Source organism: Enterococcus innesii, assembly GCF_022846515.1.
Classification (GTDB): Bacteria; Bacillota; Bacilli; order Lactobacillales; family Enterococcaceae; genus Enterococcus_D; species Enterococcus_D innesii.
Map to the genome: position 1 here is coordinate 1807068 of NZ_AP025635.1, position 24792 is coordinate 1831859.

General features: G+C 38.3%; 20 protein-coding genes. 3 read left to right on the top strand and 17 right to left on the bottom strand.

The genetic code is table 11. The features are described 5' to 3' along the window. Positions 1 to 34: 34 nt before the first annotated feature. From ENLAB_RS08480 to ENLAB_RS08490, 3 genes are all read right to left on the bottom strand, one after another. Positions 35 to 919: a carbohydrate ABC transporter permease gene (locus ENLAB_RS08480; RefSeq protein WP_016608569.1), complete on the bottom strand. Its 885-nt coding sequence runs from the start codon at positions 917 to 919 to the stop codon at positions 35 to 37. A 15-nt stretch (positions 920 to 934) separates the two neighbouring features. Then, positions 935 to 1927, bottom strand: coding sequence for an ABC transporter permease (locus ENLAB_RS08485; protein ID WP_005233042.1), 993 nt, complete (start codon positions 1925 to 1927; stop codon positions 935 to 937). Positions 1928 to 2787: 860 nt separating this feature from the next. Next, the gene (locus ENLAB_RS08490) at positions 2788 to 3975 is read right to left on the bottom strand and encodes an MFS transporter (RefSeq protein ID WP_195266345.1); all 1188 of its coding nucleotides are present in this window, start codon (positions 3973 to 3975) and stop codon (positions 2788 to 2790) included. 208 nt (positions 3976 to 4183) lie between these two features. Here ENLAB_RS08490 and ENLAB_RS08495 point away from each other — a divergent pair, with 208 nt between their 5' ends. Next, positions 4184 to 5032, top strand: a complete 849-nt coding sequence (locus ENLAB_RS08495; RefSeq protein WP_244350702.1) for a helix-turn-helix transcriptional regulator — start codon at positions 4184 to 4186, stop codon at positions 5030 to 5032. Between the two features lie 593 nt (positions 5033 to 5625). Here ENLAB_RS08495 and ENLAB_RS08500 read toward each other — a convergent pair. The 5 genes from ENLAB_RS08500 to ENLAB_RS08520 all read right to left on the bottom strand — a co-directional run bounded on the left by ENLAB_RS08500 (position 5626) and on the right by ENLAB_RS08520 (position 8463). Then, complete coding sequence (locus tag ENLAB_RS08500) at positions 5626 to 6090, bottom strand: GNAT family N-acetyltransferase (protein WP_195266349.1); 465 nt, start codon at positions 6088 to 6090, stop codon at positions 5626 to 5628. Positions 6091 to 6207: 117 nt separating this feature from the next. Further along, entirely contained in the window at positions 6208 to 6384 is a 177-nt protein-coding gene (locus tag ENLAB_RS08505; protein ID WP_195266351.1) for a hypothetical protein, read from the bottom strand. Positions 6385 to 6434: 50 nt separating this feature from the next. Continuing rightward, positions 6435 to 6884: a hypothetical protein gene (locus ENLAB_RS08510; RefSeq protein WP_229045663.1), complete on the bottom strand. Its 450-nt coding sequence runs from the start codon at positions 6882 to 6884 to the stop codon at positions 6435 to 6437. Between the two features lie 21 nt (positions 6885 to 6905). Further along, positions 6906 to 7379 (bottom strand): hypothetical protein, encoded by a 474-nt coding sequence (locus ENLAB_RS08515; protein ID WP_229045664.1) that lies wholly within the window; start codon positions 7377 to 7379, stop codon positions 6906 to 6908. A 580-nt stretch (positions 7380 to 7959) separates the two neighbouring features. Beyond that, positions 7960 to 8463: a VanZ family protein gene (locus tag ENLAB_RS08520; RefSeq protein ID WP_195266355.1), complete on the bottom strand. Its 504-nt coding sequence runs from the start codon at positions 8461 to 8463 to the stop codon at positions 7960 to 7962. A 142-nt stretch (positions 8464 to 8605) separates the two neighbouring features. Here ENLAB_RS08520 and ENLAB_RS08525 point away from each other — a divergent pair, with 142 nt between their 5' ends. After that, on the top strand, positions 8606 to 8989 hold the full coding sequence (locus tag ENLAB_RS08525; RefSeq protein ID WP_195266357.1) for a hypothetical protein: 384 nt from the start codon (positions 8606 to 8608) through the stop codon (positions 8987 to 8989). A 622-nt stretch (positions 8990 to 9611) separates the two neighbouring features. Continuing rightward, the gene (locus tag ENLAB_RS08530; RefSeq protein WP_244350704.1) at positions 9612 to 10004 is read left to right on the top strand and encodes an NUDIX hydrolase; all 393 of its coding nucleotides are present in this window, start codon (positions 9612 to 9614) and stop codon (positions 10002 to 10004) included. A 625-nt stretch (positions 10005 to 10629) separates the two neighbouring features. On the opposite strand, the gene ENLAB_RS08535 is transcribed toward ENLAB_RS08530, so the two are convergent. From ENLAB_RS08535 to ENLAB_RS08575, 9 genes are all read right to left on the bottom strand, one after another. Beyond that, entirely contained in the window at positions 10630 to 12834 is a 2205-nt protein-coding gene (locus ENLAB_RS08535) for a glycoside hydrolase family 95 protein (RefSeq protein ID WP_244350706.1), read from the bottom strand. 10 nt (positions 12835 to 12844) lie between these two features. Further along, a complete protein-coding gene (gene arfA, locus ENLAB_RS08540) occupies positions 12845 to 14344 on the bottom strand; it encodes an arabinosylfuranosidase ArfA (protein ID WP_279612813.1) in 1500 nt (499 codons plus the stop codon). 4 nt (positions 14345 to 14348) lie between these two features. Beyond that, complete coding sequence (locus ENLAB_RS08545; RefSeq protein ID WP_244350708.1) at positions 14349 to 17330, bottom strand: glycoside hydrolase family 2 TIM barrel-domain containing protein; 2982 nt, start codon at positions 17328 to 17330, stop codon at positions 14349 to 14351. 25 nt (positions 17331 to 17355) lie between these two features. Next, positions 17356 to 18021, bottom strand: a complete 666-nt coding sequence (locus tag ENLAB_RS08550; protein WP_244350710.1) for a carbohydrate ABC transporter permease — start codon at positions 18019 to 18021, stop codon at positions 17356 to 17358. A 166-nt stretch (positions 18022 to 18187) separates the two neighbouring features. Further along, positions 18188 to 19057, bottom strand: a complete 870-nt coding sequence (locus ENLAB_RS08555) for a carbohydrate ABC transporter permease (RefSeq protein ID WP_195266367.1) — start codon at positions 19055 to 19057, stop codon at positions 18188 to 18190. Beyond that, positions 19044 to 21485, bottom strand: coding sequence for a hypothetical protein (locus tag ENLAB_RS08560; RefSeq protein WP_244350711.1), 2442 nt, complete (start codon positions 21483 to 21485; stop codon positions 19044 to 19046). The genes ENLAB_RS08555 and ENLAB_RS08560 overlap by 14 nt, the downstream gene beginning before the upstream one ends. A gap of 76 nt (positions 21486 to 21561) precedes the next feature. Next, positions 21562 to 22815, bottom strand: a complete 1254-nt coding sequence (locus tag ENLAB_RS08565; protein ID WP_195266371.1) for an ABC transporter substrate-binding protein — start codon at positions 22813 to 22815, stop codon at positions 21562 to 21564. Positions 22816 to 22835: 20 nt separating this feature from the next. Then, a complete protein-coding gene (locus ENLAB_RS08570) occupies positions 22836 to 23690 on the bottom strand; it encodes a GRP family sugar transporter (RefSeq protein ID WP_279612814.1) in 855 nt (284 codons plus the stop codon). Beyond that, positions 23687 to 24790, bottom strand: coding sequence for a glycoside hydrolase family 88/105 protein (locus ENLAB_RS08575; protein ID WP_244350712.1), 1104 nt, complete (start codon positions 24788 to 24790; stop codon positions 23687 to 23689). Before ENLAB_RS08575 ends, ENLAB_RS08570 begins: the two co-directional genes overlap by 4 nt. Positions 24791 to 24792: the final 2 nt, after the last annotated feature.

Sequence of the window (24792 nt, forward strand, 5' to 3'; positions counted from 1 at the left end):
TATAATTTTTATTCATACAAATAGTGAACAATACTTACCCTTTAACGGAACCAACTAAAACACCTTTATCAAAATATTTTTGGAAGAAAGGATACATTATGATTAATGGCAGACTAGAAATGACGATCGTTGCGTATTTAATCAACTCAGCAATTTGTTTCATTTCTGCCATGGCTGTATTGGCTCCCACCATGTCTTGTGAGGGTTGGTTTTGGATCAAAATATTTCTTAATACGAGTTGCAACGGCTGTAAGTCGGGATCTTTGATGTAAATCATGGCGTCAAAGTATGAATTCCATTGTCCAACAAAGGCATATAGAAACAACACGAACATAATTGGTTTAGCTAATGGAAGCATGACTTTGAACAGTATTTGCAAGTCATTGGCGCCATCGATAGTAGCAGCTTCAGAAAGTTCTTTTGGCAAAGCACTAAAATAGGTACGGGCTAAGATAATATTCCACACATTTATAGCCCCTGGTACGATAATCGCCCATACACTATCTAACATGCCCAAGTTCTTTATCAATAAATAGGTAGGTATCAAGCCGCCACCCACGAACATTGTAATGACAAAAAAAGTCATAATAATCTTTTTCCCCGCCAAGTTAGGTCGAGACAAAGGATACGCAGTGATCATCGTAATAAATACAGTCAATAAGCTGAAGCTAAAAGAGTAAAACAACGAATTTACAAAACCGCGTAAAATGGAATCATCTGCAAATACCCGTTGATATCCTTGTATTGTCCAATCTTTCGGATTGAAGCTTATACCTTTATTGATCAAAGTAGCTGGGTCCATAAAAGAAGCTACCAGTACATAAATCAGCGGAACAATGGTAATTACGACCAAAAAAGTTACAATCACTCGATTCAACCATAAGATTTGACGGTCGATTTTTGATAAAGCACTATTCATAATTTTCTCCTTTCATTACAAGCCTTGACCATCGTTTAGCCGCTTGGTTATATTGTTGACAATCAGTAATAAAACGACATTAATAATCATATTGAACAGACCAACAGCAGCAGAGTAGGCATAATCACCTGATTGCAAGCCGACTTTGTATACATAAGTGGAAATGATTTCTGAGGCAGGGATGTTCATTGAAGTTTGCATCAAGTAGGCTTTTTCATATCCTACATTCATAATACCGCCGGCAGCCAAGATGAAGCTGATCACCATCACAGGCCTCAATGCCGGCAAATCGATATGCCAAATCTTTTGTAAAATATTTGCCCCATCGATATTTGCTGCCTCATATAAATCGGTACTGACTCCCGCCAGCGTCGCGGTGTAAAGAATGGATGACCAGCCGATTCCTTGCCAAATTCCCGATAAAATATAAATCGTTCTGAAATAAGCTGGATTAGACATGAACATAATTGGTTGCCCCGTAACCTTTTCTACTAACCCATTAATAGGTCCATTTGCGGATAGGAACAAAAACAGCATCCCCACGATAATAACTACTGAGATAAAATTCGGCGCATATAGAATCAACTGGATTTTCTGTTTTATTTTTTTATTGATAATTTGATTCAAGCTCAGTGCTAAAATAATTGGTGGAAAAAAACCTAACAATAAACCATAAATGCTAATTTTTAATGTGTTGCTCAGCAAAAGCGTAAAATTTGGTGAACTGATAAATTCCCTAAAGTGATCTAGTCCTACCCAAGGACTTTCCAAAATTCCTAGCATAGGATTATAGTCTTTAAATGCAATCACAGCACCGTACATTGGCACATACTTAAAGATAAACGTCATGATGATACCTGGTAAGAGCAACAAGTACATCCACTTATCACGCCGCAACTGTTTCTTTAATTTTTCCCACTTCGAGATATTTTTTTTATCTCGTTGTACCGCCCTTATCTCACCACCTGGTCCCAATGTCTTTTCCAATTCAATCTCCTCCCAATACATTTTAGAAACGTTTCCATTTTCGTTTAAAAAAATAAAAATTTAACGAAGACGCATTTTGGAAACGTTCCCACTATTTTCGTTTATAGATTACCATAGCCATTTTTTTAAGTCAATATTTTTTTGTAATTATTCTTTCACCCACACTAAGCTTCCTTCAATTCATTTATGGTTTACGAAAATTGTTAAAAAATAAGGATCTCGATTATTTCATTAATCCTATTTTTCTCTACTTTTCTAGCATTCTTCTTTTATGAGTTTACTTATCACAACTCGCATTCCCTAATCTCTTTTCTACCAATCATTCACTATTTAACCGTTCCAATCGGAAGATTATCTGGTTAATTATTTAAAAATAGCTCGGATTCACATTTATTGTTTGCTTTTTAACTAACTAAAAGCGAAAAGATAAGAGTTAGATATGTAAATGTATATAAGCTTAAGAGCTGTTAGATGAGCTTTATAGGGGAATCTTGGAAAACTAAAGATATTCAAAAAAATTGTGAATTTACTCCAAATCAATACAAAGCTTTTTTTTCAATTAATCAAGTTTTATATAGAGATGCTTGCGCTTTCCTCCTATAGCAGCCCCATACTTAGTCAATCTCAACATTCAGCCACGAAATGCTTTTGCATATGAATGATCTGTGATTAGCTACCGATCAAATCTACAATAATCATTGTATTCTCGATGTAAGAGCGTTTAGATCACCACACAAAAAGCTAGTCAGGGACTGTTCCTAACTAGCTGTATCTGCTTTTTCATCTTCCTATGCCATTATCAAAGTAAACTATTAAAGCTAGTTTCATCTTATAAAATCCTCGTAAAAAAGATGTTCTCTTGACTACTATCTCTCTTACTTTTAACTGATTTTAAGCTTCCCTGCAATCAGCCCCACTAGAAGCAATAAACTGCCGGAAAGAACAAACACCCACCGTACATCAAAAACATCTGCTACCTGTCCCATCAACAATGTGAATAAAGCAAAAACACCGGAATTTAAGATGCCTGAGGCAGCGTAGATGGCAACCAATCGATCGGCTGCTACTTTTTGTTGGATTAATGAGGCTTGTGGAATATTTTTGATCTGGGAAAAAAGCCCGATTAAAACGGATAATCCCAGAATCAAAAAGCGGTCGCCTGATAGGGCAACGGCAACGGTGATCAGTCCGCCTAAGACAGCGCCCATTACAATCGCTGTTCGTTTGTTTTTATCAAACCGCTCGGAAAATCGCATCACCAACGCACTTCCTAGCAACGCGCCAACAAAATAAGTGGCGTTGATATAGCCCCACCAAGCATCAGGTGCCTGCATCACTTCTCGAACGAATACTAACACAATTGCGGACACCCAGGCTGTATTGGCGATACTTTCCAGCATGTCCATACCAACGATCACCCGAACCAGAGGATCTTTCATAATCCAGCGCCAGCCAATAAACAACTGGTGTCCTAATGGCTGCTTTTCGTTTTTTTCTCGAGTCGTTCTAGGCAAAAACGCTAATACTATCGAGGCACTTAGAAACAAAAAGCTGTCTAATAAAACCAACTGATGAACAAAAAATACCCGCAGCAAGGAGGTTCCGATCGCCCAGCTGCCGATGTTGACTGTTTGAAGCATCGAATTGAATATTCCATTGGCTTTGACGAGGCGATGCTTTTCCACATATTTCGGGATCAAGGCACGGCTAATTGGTTCTGAACAGCCGTCCAAAAACGAAATCAATGCGACAAGGCAATAGAAAACCAATAGATTCATCGTTTCAGCTTTCAGATAGAGATACGCGGTCATAAAAAAGAGTAAGGCTGTTTTGCACATCTGGCTGACCTTCAGCACTTGTTCTAAGCGAAAATAACTCGTGATGACCGGTGAGAGAAAGCCGGAAATGACACCACCTCCTGTTACTAGCACTGGGACAAGCGCCGCTGCCAAAGCAGAGTCCGTCCAGCTAAAAATAGAACTGATAATTGCCACAATAAAAATGGTATCCCCGACATTCGCCACTGTTTGGCCAATGATCAATTGAGTAAATCCCTGATTCTTCTTCATTTGTTTTCCACCTTTACTTAGAAATAACGATTGCTCGTTTTTCTAGTTATTGATCGCCATTTGCTAAGTAAAGGATTTTATTTTGTCTGATTCATTTGTGGGCCTCCTCTATCTGGTGTTGCCTAGCTGTCTAATAGTTCTACTATACCAGATTGACGGGTAAAATTATCTTATGTACACTATAATCACATTGCTCAAGGAGGTGCCTATGAATAATTTAGGAACCACGTATCGTAAAATCAGAAAAAGCCGTGGCATCACGCAAGCGCAAGTTTGTAAAGACCTGCTTTCAAGAACCACCTTATCTAAATTTGAGAATGAAAAATTAACGCCCTCCGTTACCCTTTTTATCGCACTTTTAGCGCGAATCGATTGCGGTTTTGAGGAATTTTTTTACATCGCCCAAGGATACCGTTTAAATGAAAAACAACAAATCTTGCATCAATTTTTCTCTTTGTTTTCCAACCAGGATCTAAAAGCATTGCTTGCTTTGAAAGAACAATGTTTACTTTTCCAAAGAACATCCGTCAGTAAAACCATTGACTTATTGTTGTATGTAATCGACTCTCTCACAGCGCTCTCAACGAATGCAGAAAAAGAAATTCCTTGCCTGCCCAAAGTTCTTTTGACGGTTCCCTGGGATGCACTTCAAGCTTATTCCGACTGGACCCTTGATGATATTAAGCTGATCAATTGTCTTTTATACCTCTTTCCAGTTGAAATCGCCCACGCCATCGCCCGCCAATTGATCCAACAACTAAAAAAATACGAAGCACTAGAAAACACTATGTCTTTACAGTGTGCGATTCATTTGAATGTCGCCTTGCTTTATCTGCAAGAACAGCAACACCAAGAAGCGAAAGGAGCCGCGGATCAAGCCCTGCTATTGGCAAAAAAGAGCAAGCGCTATGATTACTATTCGTTAGCCACTGCTCGAAAAAGTTTTGCGATCAAAGATACGGATTTGTTTGCGCAAGCAAGACAGATGGCATCGTTATTTGAGGATAAATGGACGTGTGAGTTGATTGAGAAGGAAGGACGACAGTTTTTGAGTTGATGGCAGGTTCATTGGAGGATTACATTGTTTATAATGAGGAAATTGATGATGAAAGTTTGTTTTGAGCTTAGAAAGTGACTAGCCTCTCCGTCTTTTTGGGAGTTTTGATGTTGTGATGATTCGGTCGATCGTTAATTGAATGCTTTTGGCGTTCCTTTGTTTTAGATTTAGACAAGATCACACGGTTGTTACTAGCGGTCAACAAGTAGCTTTAAATTCCACTATTTTAGATTTGAACTGGTTCTGGGATGTCGTTATTGTTCCTCTTACTCATTTACATTCCACTATTTTAGATTTGAACCCCGCCCCTACTACACATTGAAATAATAGGCTTTATAGGCCTGTTTCTGTCGATGTCCAAAATTTGAAGTGATTCATCCCCTTAGATAACATTATATATCAAAAGAAGCTTATATTCTAAGTACTTTTCGTCATCTGTCGTAACTAGGGGAAATTAAGGCTGTTTGACATCGACAGTTGAAAAGATCTAGAACCTATTCTATACTATCGATGCGACTATTCTCATTTGGTATTTTCTCTTATTAATATTTTGATCGTCAAGATTATGTGAACCAGTCGTTAAATACCGTTTTTTAAAAAAATTTGATAAATGAGACTTCATCCATCCCGTTTTGAATCGGTGTGATATTTTCTTGTTTATATCCCATTTGAGTATAAAAATGTATCAACCTGCTCTCTTGCAAAATAGTTTCTAAATGCCATTCTTTTACAGTATTAAATTCCATTTCGACCAGTTGCATTACTTTTTTTCCTAATCCCAAATTTTCATACTCTGGGAGTATAACTATTGGCGCAATTCTAGCTTGATCTCTTTGATCTGTAGTAACCACCCTTATGTAACCTATACTTTCTTTATAATTTTTAACTAGAAACATATAATTATTGGGTCGATTAAACTTTCTCAGAAAATCTTCGCTAGTTTCATTATAAGGAGATTCTTTATCTCCGTACTTTCTATACAATTTTTCAAAACCTAATTTTTGAATTTCATGAACTTTTAGTATATCCTCCGTCGTTATTCGTTCAATAAAAACCATATAGAAATCCTCCAATTATTTTAATAAATTAATTTCAAAATAAATTTTCTTCCAAATTCAATTTTTTACTTGGTATAAAAAGTTTGATTATGTTAACTAATTGGTAAAAAAGCTGAGTTAATCCAAAAGAGTTATTGTTGCGATTGCTGTTTTCAATATGATTAAATGCTTTTTTGTTGTTTCAACTTCTACTCTCATAGAATCTTCAAAAATATTTATTACTGTACCTCTAATATTTTCTAATTTATCGTTTAAAAATAGAATGTCTACTTGTGAGCCTAATAATACTTTCACTTCTAAATACCTCTTATTTCCTTTCAAAAATCACATTTTTAGATGGCATATTACCATGTCTTATAAACTCGAATATGATCCAGAACTTCCTCTGTCGTGCTTACTTGCTTGACATAAACTGCATACCCACTTACCCATTCATAACCATTTCGAACATTTAAAGTCTTATAGCGCTTATTATAATAGTCCCCAACTGCTGCCCCTGTAGCAATTTTATGCTTTCTATAAGCTGCAGATAGAACATCCACTCTGTAAGCACGTGTACGATTAAAAACTGGTACAGGATCTTCAATAGTATATTTATATACAGCTCCAACTTCTTCTTTCGAGTAACCATGTTCTTCTAAAATCGAGCTAATTGTTTCTAAGTCTTCAACTTTTTCTAAAACTACCGTTTCGTTGTCAATAGTAGCGACCTTCGTTTCTGAAGCTTCAACATTTTTAAAAAACAATACGCTCAAAGACACAACTACTCCCAATAAAAACAAATATTTCTTCATGCACAACACTCCTAACTATTGCTAATTTTGATTGATTTGATTCCACTTATCTTTCGCACTAGTAAAAACATTTTTTACAACTTTCATATCTTCGCTAGAAACTATTTTTCCTGTTGTTTCGTCTATAACGTTAAAATTCGAATCCATGTGTACCGTTTCGCTGATGTTTCCGCTTGTTGTCCATGTCACTTGAAAATCATTGTCATTTCCATCGTAATCAACTAATACGCCATTTTCATAATCTGTAGCTGTAATAGGAAGACTGGCTGGCACTTCGAATATATTTTCGGTACTAAGTTCAACAACAGAATACCCAATACCATTTTCATTGGTAGTATACGTTCTCCCAGTTTTTTCCCACGTAGAAACTTGGGAATACAAATCAGAGAGTTTATTCTTTTGAACTGTAGCAAATCCTGTAGCCCCCCCAATCAATACCACAAAAAACAAAATAACCACAACAACCATTTTTTTTGATCGCTTCATATTTTTCATATATACTCCTTTCTTTCGAATTTCTCACCCGAACATTTAATATTTTGAAAAGTTTAAATATTATTGAAATTATACTGAATCAATATATTTATATCAAATAAATTTATCGAACAAGCAAGTGGACTAAAAATCCGTCCATTTGCTTGTTCGTGTTAAGGATAAAGAACGACCGTCAATCGCTGGATCACGAGTGAGCCACAAATAACCTGTGAACAACCGTTGGCAACACCATATCGCCTTTTCTACTCTTTAAATATCATAACTGCTAGTATGATAGACTAAATACCGGTAACTGGCCCGCAATGGGTTGTCACTGTGATTGAAGAACGAATTTCGTGGATTATCGGCCTACTTCTAGTAGGTCTAGTACTTTTGCTAGTTGATCGCTGGTTAGACGATTAGCCGATAATCAAAGCAGTTGCCTTCTAGCCTCACCACGGAGTCGCAACAGCGCAAAAAAATCCCTCCTATTCGCAGTAGGAGGGATTTTTGTTGCAACTGTAATTTTAAACTAATTTCGTTTCGCACACTCATTTTTACACAGACCAATTCAAAAGTCATACTCGATACAATCCCCTTTTTACCTTATCTTCTCTTTAAAATTAGAAAATAATGGCGTCTCACTTATGGCAGAACCAATAATGAACCCACAAGTATTAGTGAAAATATCACCAAAATCAAAAATCCCTAAAGCAAAAACGTATTGGCTAATTTCTACAAGAAAAATAACCAAAATAAATAGGAGTAAATTTTTCTTGTTAAATTTAAATAAAAAACCATTAGGTATAAACATAACAATATTAAGCAATACCACAGCACTCAATAAATCTTGAATGAACATAAGAGGATTCCATTCAATTCCTTGTATTCCAATATTTTTGAAAAAAAGTAAATAAATTAATAACAAATAATAAATAATATAAAATATATATATTGCCCATTTTGGAAAAAAACCAGAAATAAAACTTTGAACAAATAAATACAAATAAAAAGTAATTAGCAATATCTGTATCAATGGAATAACAAAATCAACAGATCCACTAGTAGGGAAAAAACTCATCGAAAAAGGATACAAAAATTCCATAAAAAACCATCTGGATACAAAAAAAGAAACTATAATTATAAAAAAATGGATTGAAATTAATTTTAAGTTTTTCATGAATTCTCCAATATATTATCGTATACATGCAATCGTAATATTATTATATCATGTTAGAGGATAAGTCATGGAGAAATATATGAAAAAGGTAGCTTACTCATTGCTTGTGTTAAGCTTTCTAATTCCCGTTGTTGCACACGCAGCCACCGATATTACTTACAAAGGATATGGTATTTGGTCTTGGTCATCTGTAAGTGATTGGTCAGTAAGCTCAACAAAAAAATACAAAGTAACACATAAACAAACAAGAACAACTGCAACCTCGAGTACATCAATGACAGTATATATAAAGAAAAAAGAATTCGTGGGTTCTAGCACTGCAGCTTCGTCTAGTTTTAAAGGCTCAACAAACGGTTCTTTTTCAGCTAATCTAGGCAAAGGAACATACTATTTAAGATTTGAAGCTCCGAAAGCATTAAAATTTGATATTAGTGGTAGCGTAACTCACTAAACGAAAAAACGAGCAAAGTTCTGCTCGTTTTTCGTTTTAGAGCGTTCGAAATCTCAAACGCTTTAAAAGAGCATAAGGGAAATCTGTGCTCATATCCATGGGATCCCCACAGTGCTGGGCGATTCGCCTGGGACTGCTAAAATCATTTTTGACGCCACACGCCGTCAGTCTGCCACACATTTGCCACTAGCTGACGGTAAGGAGTTTTCTGAAACGTTTAAATACAGCTTAACTCGTGTGTATACTAAAGACAAAAACAAGGTGGTGACAACCCTAGTGATAACCGATAGACACCCCAGACAAATGCTGACAATAAAGGAATTAGCTGAGTTTTTCGGAATAAACAGACAAGTTATGAGGAAACATGTTGACAATCTTGAGACAACCTACCTTGCCAAAAATAGCCACGGATATAAGTTTTATATCCCCTTCCACACTATCTTTGATACCTTAGTTAACTATAATCAGATCCATAATTAATCAAAACGTATGATCGACTTTCGTTTCAGTGCGGATCTTCACAACCATCACGAGCCCTATTTTAAATATAGATTATTGAGAATTTCCTTAGCGAAACAAACATAGTTACTCCCATGATACAATTAGTAAAAAGGAGACCTATATGGATAAAACTATTGGTGTTTTTAGTGTGATCATTTCAAATGATCGTGTTTTGTTGGTAAAACGAAGAGACCTTCCCCTATGGGATTTACCAGGAGGAAGGCTTGAGGTGGGAGAATCTATTTTTGATTGTTCAATTAGAGAAACCCGAGAAGAGACTGGTTACAATGTAAAAATTGAGAAAATTATTGGTTCTTACATCAATAATGAACGAAATGATACTCAAATACTTTTACTAAGCAATATAGTATCAGGCTGTCCCATCACTGAAGGACCTGAAACGAAACAACTGAAATTCTTTCCTTTAAACAGGCTGCCCTTGAATATGGTTCCTGCTAGACGACGTCAATTAGCGATGCTAAAAAAGGAAAAGAGAATATTGAGATTGCTCTAAAAGAGAACGCAATCATTCAATTTATTCGTAAAATTTTGGCGTTATAGTTTAGGGAACGGATGAATTAGACGTGATTTTTCAGTCCCAGATTTAATTTTTGTACAACTCACCCGTCCTCGTAAACGAATTTTTGCCTAATACGCTGCTTTTAAAGCGTCTATAAAACATAAAATTTTTGAACAACCCATTCCTTCCGGAAATGATTTCGTTGTTGTATGATTTTGCAGAGTACAATGGATTTAGGGAAAGAACCCAACGAGGAGTTGCTAATTAGTTCTATAGCTTATCCCTTCATAAGTCTGTTAACCAGAGCACTCTGTTCCACTTACTAGCTGTTTCGATCAGGTGCTCGACTCTCAAATAGAAATCAGAAGACAGCTGCTCGCTCTTTTATTCCATATTCTATTAGGTGAAACGTGGCCATCCAGTGAGATTCTGGGAACCCCCACAGTATCAAGATGTTTGCTTCCTAATAGATAATAATCAACGGCTCATTTTGCCGAAAACCTCGGTTACTAATGACAGCGAGGAACTTCATTAACCTGATAGACTGGATGACAAAGAGCCAATATTTGACTCGTCACGTCGCCGTCGGTATTTTTTACAAACACTTATTTGACGACTTCTAATAAATATTTTTTTTAATCAGCTCACCGTTTTTCCACTGCATTTCAACTGTCTTATTCCCTTTGATTTTTAGTCCTTTGACAAAACCATCTTTCAGTTCATCTGGTAATGCAGGCAACCATTTAACGCGTCCATTGCGATCTTGAACAAACAGATTGGCAATCCCAGCGGCCACACCAAAGTTACCGTCAATCTGAAATGGTGGATGTTTGCTCCAAAGATTACTATAGGAAGCTTCCAAAATAGCATGCTGAATATGTTGATAGGCTTGTTGCGAATCTCCTAAAATAGCGAATAAATTGATTAACCAAGCATTACTCCATCCGGTATGTCCCCCACCATTTTCTAAGCGCAGAGCAATTGACTTTCTCGTTGCATTTAAAAGTTCATCTGTCTTATAAAGTTCACCAGGATATGCCCCATAAAGGTGAGAAACGTGGCGATGCCCGGGTTCTACTTCTTCAAATTCCTCTTGCCATTCTAAAATTTGACCTTTCGATCCAATTTTTACAGTTGCTAAATATGGTTGGATTCGCTTCATTCTATCCAACAAATCATCTTGGATATTGAGTGATTCACAAGTTCGCTGGAAGAAATCGAAGTTTTCATTAATTAAGCAGATATCCATTGTAGTTGACAGATGCAACGAGCATTTATTTCCAGCAGCATCGAAAAACAGGTTCTCTGGTGACGAAGAGGGACAGCTATGATATGTTCCATCACTTTCTATTAATGTATTGACTAAGAACATCACAGACTTTCGCAATACTGGATAAACCACCTCTTTCAAGTAAGTCCTATCTCCCGTGTACTCATAGTGCCGGTACAAATCACTGGCTAGCCACGCACCGCCCATTTGCCACATTGCCCAAGAAGCATCGCCTCTACCAGTCTGGGATTGATAAGGAGCCCCCACTGGATTGGTTGTAAACCAACGATCTGTATTATGATGACACACAGATCCTGCTACACCATAATGAACACAGGCTGTCTTTTCCCCTGCACTAGAGAGTTGTTCAATAAAGTTACTATAAGGCACAAAGCATTCGTGTAAATTACAAGTATCCGCTAACCAATAATTCATTTCTAAATTGATATTTGTTGTGAAATTGCAGGACCAAGGCGCTCGCAGCTGCCAACTCCAGATTCCTTGTAAATTACTCGGCAGACTCCCAGGGCGAGAAGAACTGATCAATAAGTAGCGTCCATATTGAAAATATAAAGCGATTAGTCCAGGATCTGATTGCCCTTCCTTTACCCTTGCAATACGTTCATTCAGCGGCAAATGGACTTGGTCTCCTAAAGACATCTCCACGCGATTGAATAGTTCTTGATAGTCTTTCCTGTGGCACTTTTCCGCTTCTACAAAGCTTGAAACTTTTCGTGACTCTTTTCTTCTAAAAAGAAATGATACATTTTGGGCGTTTTCGATGACAAGTCGATCGCTGTCAAAAACCAGATTTCCATCCGTTTTCTCAATGATTAATTCATAGATATGTGTTTCTCCGCGTGTCCCTTGTACAAAGTCCCGTTCATTGCTTATATATTTAGGGTTTACGTGTTCCGGACATTGAACCTGTATTTCAACACAGCTTTTATTCGCATGGTAGATAACCCTTGAGTGTAACTGTGACTCATACGCAATAATAATGGATTCTGCTTCGGGAGCAACGAATCTTCCCCACAAGGCTTGGTCAGGATAACTAGCAAAATACTCGCGCTGATAGACACCCTTCCTTCCTTGGTAGGTTATTTCTACTTTACTTCTACTTAAATCAAGACAACGACAATACTGTTCAATCCCTCCTTTTTGATCTGGTTGCGTAATGATCAGGTTTCCCAAGGGCAAATAGCTTTCGGTATAATTTCCTAAGAAAGTCGCTTCCACTTGTTGACCCGCTTTTAGATAACGGCCTTCTAAAATAGCTTGTTGTATTTCTGACAAATACTTTGCAGCTTCTGGCCTATTTTTATCATATTCGTATCCCGACCAGAGTAATTCATCATTCAAGCCAATTTTTTCAGGGAAACTTCCAAAGATCATTCCCCCTAGACTACCATTTCCAATAGGTAACGTTTCCTCCCATTCCTGCGCAGGACTTGTAAAGAAAAAATTCATTTTGAGGACCTCCATCATAAAAAGACATATGGCTGTTCTTGAAAAGAGTATTGTATCCCTGATTAAACAATCAGGCATGGTCATATTGCCCTCTTTAATTCAAGCTAATTCTTGTCATATTCCACGAGAGCGGCTTTGTGTTAATTGTAACTCTTCCTCCGTCAATCACTATCCGCTCCAACGAATCACGAGGGTCAACTAACTCTTGATTTGGCCCATTAACCGCTTTTGGATCATAATCAGCCATTTCAGTAGCTTCAATGACACTAGCCAATCCCAAATCAGAATCAACTGTGAATACAATTTCTTCACAACGATGCTTATTAACAGAGAAAATGACTAACTCATTTTTTTCATCGTTCAAAATAGCAATACTGTCAAGATAGGGCACATTCTTGAACTGGTTTGTATCATAAGTTGCTACATCAACTTTTGTCGTTAATGCTTGGCCATGGCCATACAATGAAGCTTGTTGGTACGGATAGAAGATGGTCTGCTTCCAAGCGGTTCCATTTTTTTCGGTCATAATCGGTGCGATCACGTTTACCAATTGCGCTAAACAAGCAATCTTCACTCGATCAGAATTCTTTAACAATGTAATGAGCATGCTGCCAACAAGCAAAGCATCTTCAAAATTGTAGATATCTTCCAAAATGTGCGGTGCTACCGTCCATGGTTTTTGCGCCGCCGTCTCTTCATTGGAGTGGTACCAGACGTTCCATTCATCAAAGGACAACATCATCGTCTTGTCACTTCGTTTTTTTGCTTTCATCGTGTCGCAAATGGCTATTACTGATTTGATAAAACGATCCATATCTTCTGACTTGGCCAAAAATTCAGCAAGGTTATCTGTTTTATTGTCGTAATATTGATGCAGTGATAAGTAATCGACATATTCATAGGTGTGATCAAGTACCGTTAATTCCCAATCCACGAATGTCGGTCGAGTACTGCTGGAACTGCCACACACCACTAGTTCAATTGAATCATCAACCCATTTCATTGCTTTTGCCGTTTCTTCTGCTAAGCGACCATATTCTTCTGCAGTCTTATGTCCAATTTGCCAATCTCCGTCCATCTCATTCCCTAAGCACCAAGTCTTAATTGCAAAGGGTTTTTCATCTCCATTTTGCTTTCGAAGATCAGACCAATAGGTACCTCCCTCAAAATTGCAATATTCAACAAGATTACGTGCTGCATCAATGCCCCGTGTCCCCAAATTAACTGCCATATTCACTTCAGTCCCGCACTTCTGCGCCCAATGCATATACTCATGTAATCCCACTTCATTTGTTTCAACACTTTGCCATGCTAAGTCCAATCGCTGAGGACGATTTTCTTTCGGTCCTATGCCATCCTCCCAACGATAGCCAGACAAAAAATTCCCTCCAGGATAGCGAACAATTGGAACAGACAACTCTTGTACAAGCTTTAGAACATCTTGGCGAAACCCATTTTCGTCACTCGTTTCATGATTTGGTTGATAAATTCCTTCATAAACGGCTCGCCCCATGTGCTCAATAAATGAACCATAAATTCGACGATCGATTCTCGAAATTTGTTGCGTCTGTGAAATTCGTGTACTAGCTTTCACTTAATCACACTCCTTTTATTCTTACCTCAAATTGATAATGATACTTTTGTAAATGTAGTTGGTATTTGTCTAATACATCAGGACCACAGCTTCTAGAACCAATCCCGTGCTGTTGATAATCGATGTACAAATAGTAGCGGTCTGCTTTTTTTAATTCATGAAGATGTTGTGCAGAATCAATAGCCGCAACAGAATAAGGATGTACACTAAAATTAAAGGAATCGCTTCCTTGAAACTTGAGTGCTAATTGGCTGTCTGCCTTGAATGTTGCCCACTTCGTCTGGCAGTGATTACCACTTTCTTGTGGATACAAATATCGAAAACTCAGCTCATCTGTGGCCTGGGAAAATACATCAAAGTAACTCCCATTATCGGTATCTGCATAGGTTTCTATGGGCCCCTTCCCAGACCAGCAAGTTTTATCAAACTGTTTATGCAGCTGCCAAACAAGTCCGATACGGGGAACTGTCAGCGGATAGTTATTTTTAGGCTCCCCAGATATTTCATAGATAACTCGACCATCCTTGAAAAAAGTAATCGTCGATGTTTGCTCAATATGCCAAAACTTCCCTGCTGGCCCGATTGCTTCCCTTAAAGATAGCTTCAATTTCTCAGAATCATTGGCGACAATGCTGCAGTTCATTACATTTGTCAGCATGCGATCAACACCATATTCCCGCCACGTTTCACTAGAAATAAAATCATTGTTTGTTGTCGGTCGCCAAAAAATACTTTCTGGCGAAGCTAGATAAATGTCTTGTTGTTCATTCATAAACTGCCATTTGCCAGTGACTTTATCCACTCTCAAATAGTTTGTTCCATGTTGGAGCAGCAAAATTTTTGCATCATCCTGAATTTCATTAAAAATGAGTAAATCAGGTTCTGGCTCAGGTAGAGAGAATCCTTCAACTGGCATAGATGCGACAATATTAGCTAGTTTGCCATGAAGTGCTTTTTGATCATCGAAAATCAACACTTTTAAAAGGTTACCCTTTTCTGTATTCAACAAATCCCTAGGCAACGTAATTTCGGCGTCTTTTTCGTGGGGCAAATTGACGGTCACTATCTTTCTTGCTAACACTTCTTGATCTTGTTTCATTTCAAAACAACACTTCATACCTAGCAGGTCTTTGAATTGATTGCGATTACGTAGGATTATTTTTCCAACTTCATATGAGGAAAAATCAATGGTGATTGGTTCTTGTTGTCGCTGAATATCGAAATAACTAGGTGATGGTTGCAAATCAGGCGTCATTAACCCATCCAGAACAAAATTGTAGTCGTTAGGAATATCACCGAAGTCGCCGCCGTATAAATAGGTCAGTTGTCCTTCTCGCTTTGCTTTGATTCCTTGATCTTTCCATTCCCATAAAAAGCCGCCTTGTAATTGCGGTTCCTTATAAAACATTTCCCAGTACTCTTTTAATGAACCGGGGCCATTCCCCATCGCATGTCCATATTCACAGAGGATGTAGGGTTTGATAACTTTCGGATTATCAACGACCTCTTGTAATTCCTGAATCGTCGCATACATTCTAGAATTAAAATCGGCTTGTTGAACATCTTTAACATAGCGTCCATCCGTTTTTGAGAGACAATCACGGGACTCTCCTTCATGGTGAATCAATCGAGTGGGATCCTTCTCGCGGCACCAACGAATCATGGCTTCATGATTGGTCCCATTTCCAGACTCATTTCCTACCGACCAGATAACGATTGAAGTATAGTTCTTGTCGCGTTCGACCATTTGTTTCATGCGATCAAGATACGCTTCTTTCCATTCTTGATTGCTACTCAAGAAATTTTGATCACCGGTACTCCCTATGCCATGGCATTCTAAATCCGCTTCATCCATCACATATAATCCATAGCGATCACACAACTGATAAAATTCTGGGCTATGAGGATAATGAGCAGCTCGAATGGCATTGAAATGCGCTTGTTTTATCAACTGGATCTCTTCTTCTAAAAAACCTTTTGGCAAAGCTCGCCCCTTCGTCTCATGAAACTCATGATGATTGACTCCTTTAAAGAGAATTGGTTTGCCATTAATACAAATTTTATTTTCCAAAAGAGCAACTTCTCTGAAGCCAATTTCCTGACAAATTTCCTCTTCTGAAGTGACCAAGCGCAACCGATACAGTTCTGGCGTTTCAGCAGTCCATTTTTTTGGTGAAACGACTGGAAAAGAAAAACAATGATTATCTTTATCTATCACGATCTTTTTTTGAAAGACAATGGCTTCTTTTTCTAAAAAGATTTCGCAAGCGAGCTGATTCCCATGAATTTTTGGAAAATCAATCGTCAAAATACCATTCTCATAATTGCTATCAAAAGATGTTTGAATTTGGAAATCCCAAATACATTCTTTGGGGCGACTAAGTAACGCTACTTCACGAAAGATCCCACTTAACCACCACATATCTTGATCTTCAATATAAGAACTATCGGACCATTGGAAAACCTCGATGACGAGTTGATTCTCACCCTTTTGGATATAAGCGGTTACATCAAATTCAGCTGGATTACGGCTGCCCTTACTAAATCCTATATACATCCCATTCAGATACAAAGCAAAGCAATTATCTACACCTTCAAACCTAAAAAACTGTTGCATTTTTTGAGGGTCACAGCTAAAATCACAGCGATAAACACCTACCGGAATCTCAGAAAATGTATAGGATGGATTGATTGGAAATGGATATTGGATATTTGTATAGTGCGGTTTCCCATACCCTTCCATTTGCCAATTACTAGGTACAGGAATCCGGTTACTATTTTGCCAAAATTCATCAGAAAAAAATTGCTCCTTTTCAATATCTAGATGAGATGGAAAATATCGAAATCGCCAAAAGCCATTCAATGACAAAACTCGCGAAGAATTGTCATGATCATCCGTTGGAGCATAGGGAAGATAATAACTTCGCGAGCTTTCTCTATTTTCATGAATGCGCTTGGGATCTGACAAATAGTTTGTCGTAAACATTCTCTTTCCTCGCTTTCATTCATAATTAGTCTTTCATCCCAGTTGTCGCACCAGAATCTAAGATATACCGTTGGAACACGATAAACACTAATACTAATGGAATAATTGAAATCACTGAGGCAGCAATTAACACGGTCCAGTTCACATTTTCTGCTCCCACCAAGCTCCTGATGGCTACCTGGAAAGTGTATTTCTTGGGGTCGTTCAAAACTATCAACGGCCAAATGTAATCATTCCACCGCCATTGGAAAGAAAAGATGCTCAGCGTCATAATGATTGGTTTGGCAATGGGTAACATGATTTTCATAAATATTGTGCCATCTGAAGCTCCATCGATTCGCGCGGACTCGATTAAGTCATCCGGAATAGAGACAAAGAAGGTTCTGAACATGAAAATTCCGGTAGCAGTATTGATTGAAGGAATAATGATCCCAGCCAAACTATCATACAAACCTAATTTACGAATCACCGTAAATACTGGATTCATGATTACTTCGGTAGGTAACATCGTAGTTGCAATAATACAGACAAAGAAGAATTTCAACCACTTCATGTCATATTTTGCAAACGCAAAGCCACATGTTGCACTGGCAATAACCGTTAATATCGTGGTAATAACTGACGACTTCATGGTGTTCGTAAAGTATTTTACGAAATCCAGACTTGTCCATGCATCAAGATAATTCTGCACGGTTGCGTTCTCTGGCAAGATACTTAACGGGTAGGAAAATAATTCTGACCCGGGTTTAAAAGAGCTAAGTACAAACCATACTAGTGGGAACAAGTACAACATAGCCACAAGAATCAGGGCAGTTGTGAGAATGATTGTACTCGTTTTATCGTGAAGTTTTGAAGTGTCATTCATTTTTACCACCTCCAATTTTCATTTGAACGAGTCCGAGAACTAACAAGATTGCAAATAATACCATGGAGGCTGCACTGGCATACCCAACTCTCATCTTGTCAAATCCAGTTGTATAAATGTATTGCACAATGAACATATTTGCTGTGCCTGGTCCACCATTCGTTAAGGATTGAACTAAAGCAAATTCTTTCATGGCACCAATACTAGCTAATAGAATCACCATAAAACTAGTTGGTTTTAATGAAGGAATCGTAATGTACAAAAACTTTTGAAAGGATGAGGCACCATCAATATCTGCTGCCTCGTAGTATGATTTAGGTATGTTCTTGAGCGCAGACATAAATTGCAACATATTAAATGCTGTCCCGCCCCAAAGCGCTGCTAACAAAATGACAGCAAATGCCGCGCTTGCATTGGAAAACCACGGAACGGATTCTCCCCCTAAATTCCCAATGATGTAGTTTACAAAACCAAAATTTTCTCCAAACAACCATTTCCAAATAACCCCAGCGACAATTCCTGAAATTGTCCAAGGTAAGAAGAAAACTATTTTTCCTATGAGTTTTCCCTTTGTGTGTTTGTTATTCAACAAGATGGCAATTCCTAAAGACACAGCGTAAATCAGTGGCACCAAGAAAATTGCATAGGTAAAGGTCCGGAATAAGGAACGATAAAAACTCGCATCTTGAAATAAAGCAATATAGTTATCGAAACCAAGAAAGTTAGCAGTCCCAAATCCTTTATAATCCGTTAAAGAGTAATAGAAACCCAGAATTGCTGGTATGAGAAAAAAAGTAATGAACAGGACAATATTGACTCCCGTAAAAACTAAAGGCCATATATTTTTTTTAAGTTTCTTCATGCTCTGCTCCCTCTTTCATTTTTACAACTGGCATTACTTGGTACGACGCAAGATGGTCAATCTCATTCCAAACGAACAAGCCAAATTGAGAATCATCAAACGACTCATCGGTCATTTTCGCTTTTTTGACCGCTGTTATAAAAGACTCAAAAGTTGAAAACTCATTCCTGCTTCCGCACTTTACAAGTACCGTATGATCTATTCCTTCAGAAACGATGTCTCTCCCACGAGTCTCCCCGCTTTGCTGCATTTTATACCCTTGCGAGAAGTAAACACCAAGGAAGCTTTGATCTTTTTTGATAAACAGCCAATTAGAATCATCCATATCTACCTGATCTAAATTCCAATAAGGCACATACATGTGGATAAACGGTACATATGCCTTCGATAAATTGTATTTCATACACAGAACATTTTTAAATTGTTTAATACAAGGCATTCTGCCATTTCCGGCCCAATAACTAGGTCGATTTTCGCCACTATGCATAAACTCACCTGGGTTATTAATCCAAAGCTGTGTCCCATCACTGCCTAAGGAAACGTTCATCATATGTTGCTGGTGGCCCTTTTCAAAGCAATGATAGTCGATCCCACTAGCAAGTGAATATTCTCGACATTTATAAAGATACGTCTGCACTTGATTGATCCCCTGAAGGTAAGTTACGGTCAATTCCTCCTTTGGCTGTAAATCAATCAAAGACAAGCACTCTTTTGGTGGAACATAATCAGATAGGCAAAACAGTGTCGATGCTCGTAAGGCGTAATTAAAATTTCCTCGGTCCCAAGCAATCGCTAATATATTACTGAGTTCTCCTAAACGCATGGCTTTCAAATCGTGCTCATAGGTTCTACCGAATGTGGAGGAAAGCGTTCCTCCATGAGAATTTACAGCCATGATTGTGAAAGTGAAATCCAATGCTTTTTTCGCTGCATCTCTTATCTCTTCATCTGGCGCATTCGTATAAAGGCTGAAAAATCCGATTAAATCGATAGGTAGATACGTAGTAGAATTCCATTCAGAAAACCCATAGTGTTCAAATTGCTCAAACCACTGTAACAAACGTTGTTTTCCTAAATCGTATTGTTGACTTCCCTGTCTGCCACTCGTTACAAACGTCTCCTCCGGAAGCAAGCACCCAGCAAAATATTGGCAGGTATGAAACAACAAGGAATGATTTTCACTGAAGTACCACATAACATCATTGCCAGGCTCATCGATCCAATACCGAAAATGTAACGCCAAATCTTTTAATTTTCTCCTTAGCTTTTCTGGCAATTGCTCTTTTTTCCCTAGCCAAAAGCCTAACAACGGTGCGAACATAAAATCTGCACAATCTCCCCGTTCTTCGATCATACGAAAAGCAGGCTGGAGTTTTTCCCAGCACTCTTCTGACAAGGAACCCGTTAAGTGAATTTCGGCTAACGCACTGTTCATATCCTGAATAGCCAGTTTTGAAAAAATCGTCAGCGCTGTCGTTTTTCTTTCTTCCAAATTTCCACCTAAATGACGCGCGAGTTTTTCTTCGTTATAAACTGTAAAAACAAATTTCTTGAACAGATATGTTTGATCAGGAAGTAAGACCCCCACAAATAGATGCGTTAGTCCTGAGGTAGGGATGTCTTCTACATCACCTAAGGAAATCCGTTGATTATTTAACGGCAGAAACTGACTTTCTCGTCGGAAATCAGTGATATTTCCCCCAACTTCTTCTGTAAAGGTGACTTCTTCATAAGTAACAAAGACTTTTTCAAAATAATCATAGTCTGAACAGATACTTACTTCCCCTTTAGAATAAAAGTCTTTTTCAAAATAAAGGCCATTCAAGAAATCCTCTGCCTGTTGAAGAATCGAATCGTCATACGATAAAGGTAAAACGACTTGAAAGTGATGATTCGACAAAATTTTTAATTCAACAAAAAAGTTTACGTCCCGCTCGGCTAGATCATCCATGTACACGATCAGCTCGTTATCCCCCTGTTCAAGAGGAAGATTTACCGTGGTTTTCGTGCCGTGGTTTCGCGTGTAGGGATGAAAATCGATGAGCAATTTTCCGTTTATCCAAAGAATAGCTCTTCCACAAGTAACCAACGCGCATTCCACCGTTTGGTTCTCTTGGCAACGTAGTTGTGCTCGCAAGTATGTACTTACTTTCTGCGGTGTTGCTTGAAAAGTAGAAAAATCTACCCTCGGGTTTTCAAAGCCATCATACACTTCTGAAAACACTTGCTTTCTAGGGTAAGGCACCTCCGAAAGTTCTCTCAAAAAGTTTGTTCGAATGGGGTATTCGACTTCTTGATATCCTTCCGTCATATTTACAGGAGCATCAATACAACTAGCTTTGCTTGCAACTTTTTGCTTTTGGAGCGTGCTACGTTGCCAGCGATTGATAGAAGTGCCTTGCTTTACTGAATAAATATAATTGCTCATTCTTCTCCCACTTTCAAAATAGAATGGATGTGGACCGGATGAATATCCGTCCAGTCCACATCATTTCCCACTTTACTTACTTCTTCGTGTACCCATCATTGTAGTCTTTTTCGATATTTTCAATCATTTGATCAAACGTGATTTCGTCATTCAACGCTTGAACCATTGAGTCCTTGTATGCACCAGTTAGTCCAACGTATCCAGCCATTGTCATCGCTACTTGATCTGCAGTTTGTTTAGAAGAAATTGGCTGGGCTGCAGCTTCAATTTCTTGATTGTAGATATCATAAGCCGCTTGTGCATCCCCGTAGTCCACATTTATTCCTTCTTCTGCTGGAAGATAACCAGCTAATTCACATAACTCAGTATAATTTTCTGGTGTGTACAACCACTCCATAAATTTCTGTCCGCCCTCACTGTTCTTACTGTTCTCAAAGCCAACCATAAAATTACCACCCATATTGGTAGCGCGAGTTGTTTCATACGGCATGTAGATGGCTTGCCAATTGAAATCTTTAATATTCGTAGTAAAATCCTTAATTTGCCAGCTGCCCGACATGTATGCAGGAATCATTCCACTCTTAAACATGGAAGAAGCATCTTCCCCAGAAGTCCAGACCGTTTTTGGAATTGTTCCGTCATTATTTAGATCAATGAACTTTTGTAACGCGTCTTTTGTCGCGTCATCCGTTTCATACGTACCAGTTGCTTCATTCAAAACAAAATCCTGTCCACCAAATTGGTACGTAAACGCTCTCAAACGATGGTCAGAAGGATCCATTACAAACCCATATTTCGCATCTGTTTTTTCTTGAATTGTGTCCACTGCTTCTAAAAATTCATCCCATGTCCAAATGTCTCCTTCATCCTGAGGATAAGAAACACCTGCTTGATCAAATAGATCTGTGTTAATAAACATCCCTACCGCAGTGATATCTGTTGGTAGTGCTCGAACCTTGCCGTCGTCATCTTTGATTGTCATCGAATCTAGCGTTTTCCCATTATTAGCAATATCTGTCAAATCAACTAAGTAGTCTCCCCAATCTGGCAAGATTCCTGAAACGCGGGCAACATCGGGCGCATCATCTGATTGTACAGCTTTTGTAATTTTCGTTTCCATATCTGCATAAGGTACATCTGTCACTTCCACTTTGACGCCAGTCTCTTCTTCATAACGTTTTGCCATCTCACTATAAGCACCGCCTTCTGATGCATCTCCCGATACAAACAATCTTACCGTTTCGGAAGAAGCAGAATCAGAATTGCCACATGCCGTCAGGCCCATTAATAACCCTACACATAAGCCTGCCTTTAAAATCTTGTTTTTCATTAGTATTTCCTCCTAGTCGTCTATTTAAATTGACTTAAACCCAAAATTGCTGAAAAAAACATGACCATTCCGATGATCGTATGCATCACTTCTACCTTGGACTTTTTTTCCTTTAATAATAAAATCCCCCCAATAATAGATACAAATATGCACAACTGAGAAATCGTATAACTGAATCCTACGCCTAACTGTGTCACGATATAAAATAAGGAAACATTTGCTATTGTCCAAAATATACCTGTCAGTACATTACGAGAAATTCTTGACAGTTCTTGCTTTCCTGGATCAAATTTCGCAATCACACAAGAGGAGAGAAACATTGCAAATGCTTGGGGTAGAAAGATTTGTAGCCCTTCTACATGAAAAAGTGATGTCGTTATCATATAGCCCATCAGACAAAGTGATGAGGTACAAATCATGATCATGGTTTGTAACGACACCGTTTTTTGTTCAGTATCCTTTTTTTGATTCATTGTAATAAGATAGATGGCAGCTAGGATAACCAGCAGCAATAGCAGGGTAACAAGTGACTGCCTCATACTCTGCCATTCACGGAGAAGGATGCCCGCAGCCAATGACGTAAACACCAATTGTGTTCCATTTGATAATGGCATCACGACCGAAACTGACCCAGTCGTAAGGGCTTTGAATTGGAGATATTGGCCACCTGCCCAAAATGATCCAGAGATCAACGCCGCAATTGTCCCAGTCAAAGTGTACTCAACACCCGTTAAAAAACTGAGAATGATAGAAATGCCAAACGCCGTAACAGTTGTTCCCAATAATTGTTCCACGGGTGATCCCCCAGCTTTTTTAGAAATAATAGGCATCAACCCCCATCCCAAAGCTGGCAAACAATAGATGAGATAGTTCATTTGATTTCCTTTTCTTTCAAAGATTTTGCGATACTCAAGGCAAGCAGTGTCATCGCTTGTCCATACACCATTGGCATTTGTACAATTCCTTTATAGTCCTCCGCGTTGCAAGAAATCGGAGTACCTGCAGACACCCCAAGTACCGTACCATCTTCTGCTATTTTGGCAGTTAATGATGAGATTAAATCGTTGATCGTCTCGTCAGAAAGCTGAATGGTAAGGAAGTCATTCTTTATTCCTAAAAGAATGCCGGCAATGATTCCGGCTGAGCCGGACGTTTCCGTATAGGAAGTGGCGTCCGTTAAAATGGTATGCCATAATCCATCCTTGCTACGGAGGTCTAACAACGTTTTGACTTGATTGTTGTAGAGATTCAATAGGTACACTTCTGACGACTTAGCTAAATACCCTTTCATTATTTCCAAAAACAGCGGTATACCAATCGTGATCCAGCTATTTCCTCGACACCAAAAATTGCCTCCATAGTTTGATTGTTCTTCAAAATTCCACCCATGATAAAACAGCCCACTCTTACGATTCAAGAGATACTTACAATGTAGCAGCATTTGTTCTATTGCATCCTCACGCCATGCCTGATTATCGTATTTCACCCCCATTTTTCCCATAAAAAGCACGGTCATGAAAAGAGTATCTACCCAAATTTGCTGTCGATTCTCTTTTACTGTGAATTTGTCTATCCCAGACGTAATATGCTGTAGACCATTTTCATCTGTTCTAGGAAACTCTCTTTCAATCCACTTCATCCATTCTAGAGCCATGTTTTCATACTCCGGATAGTCAACAAGTGTTAGTAAAGGACAAATCGTATTCACATTTTTAGTTGGAAGTCCTTTATTGATCTCTTCAGTTGCCCATTGTTTGATATACTCATCATTTAGCGGTCCTTCCAAATGTAAACCATAGATTGCGACGCCTTGAGGCCAGTCCCATTGTTCCATGCCAAAGTCTCTAGCAAAAAATCCTTTACGTTCGGATAATTGATTATTATTGTCTCTAAAATCTTCTTGATTTAACGGTAAGCTATCAAAATACTTAAGCCGTTCTCTTACGAGTGAGATTTTATTATTCGCTACTACCATTC

Bases quoted from the DNA above. Each gene is read 5' to 3' on its own strand.
- ENLAB_RS08480 (WP_016608569.1), bottom strand. From the start codon at position 919: ATGAATAGTGCTTTATCAAAAATCGACCGTCAAATCTTATGGTTGAAT.
- ENLAB_RS08485 (WP_005233042.1), bottom strand. From the start codon at position 1,927: ATGTATTGGGAGGAGATTGAATTGGAAAAGACATTGGGACCAGGTGGT.
- ENLAB_RS08490 (WP_195266345.1), bottom strand. From the start codon at position 3,975: ATGAAGAAGAATCAGGGATTTACTCAATTGATCATTGGCCAAACAGTG.
- ENLAB_RS08495 (WP_244350702.1), top strand. From the start codon at position 4,184: ATGAATAATTTAGGAACCACGTATCGTAAAATCAGAAAAAGCCGTGGC.
- ENLAB_RS08500 (WP_195266349.1), bottom strand. From the start codon at position 6,090: ATGGTTTTTATTGAACGAATAACGACGGAGGATATACTAAAAGTTCAT.
- ENLAB_RS08510 (WP_229045663.1), bottom strand. From the start codon at position 6,884: ATGAAGAAATATTTGTTTTTATTGGGAGTAGTTGTGTCTTTGAGCGTA.
- ENLAB_RS08515 (WP_229045664.1), bottom strand. From the start codon at position 7,379: ATGAAAAATATGAAGCGATCAAAAAAAATGGTTGTTGTGGTTATTTTG.
- ENLAB_RS08520 (WP_195266355.1), bottom strand. From the start codon at position 8,463: ATGGAATTTTTGTATCCTTTTTCGATGAGTTTTTTCCCTACTAGTGGA.
- ENLAB_RS08525 (WP_195266357.1), top strand. From the start codon at position 8,606: ATGGAGAAATATATGAAAAAGGTAGCTTACTCATTGCTTGTGTTAAGC.
- ENLAB_RS08530 (WP_244350704.1), top strand. From the start codon at position 9,612: ATGGATAAAACTATTGGTGTTTTTAGTGTGATCATTTCAAATGATCGT.
- ENLAB_RS08535 (WP_244350706.1), bottom strand. From the start codon at position 12,834: ATGACCATGCCTGATTGTTTAATCAGGGATACAATACTCTTTTCAAGA.
- ENLAB_RS08545 (WP_244350708.1), bottom strand. From the start codon at position 17,330: ATGTTTACGACAAACTATTTGTCAGATCCCAAGCGCATTCATGAAAAT.
- ENLAB_RS08555 (WP_195266367.1), bottom strand. From the start codon at position 19,057: ATGAAGAAACTTAAAAAAAATATATGGCCTTTAGTTTTTACGGGAGTC.
- ENLAB_RS08560 (WP_244350711.1), bottom strand. From the start codon at position 21,485: ATGAGCAATTATATTTATTCAGTAAAGCAAGGCACTTCTATCAATCGC.
- ENLAB_RS08565 (WP_195266371.1), bottom strand. From the start codon at position 22,815: ATGAAAAACAAGATTTTAAAGGCAGGCTTATGTGTAGGGTTATTAATG.
- ENLAB_RS08570 (WP_279612814.1), bottom strand. From the start codon at position 23,690: ATGAACTATCTCATCTATTGTTTGCCAGCTTTGGGATGGGGGTTGATG.
- ENLAB_RS08575 (WP_244350712.1), bottom strand. From the start codon at position 24,790: ATGGTAGTAGCGAATAATAAAATCTCACTCGTAAGAGAACGGCTTAAG.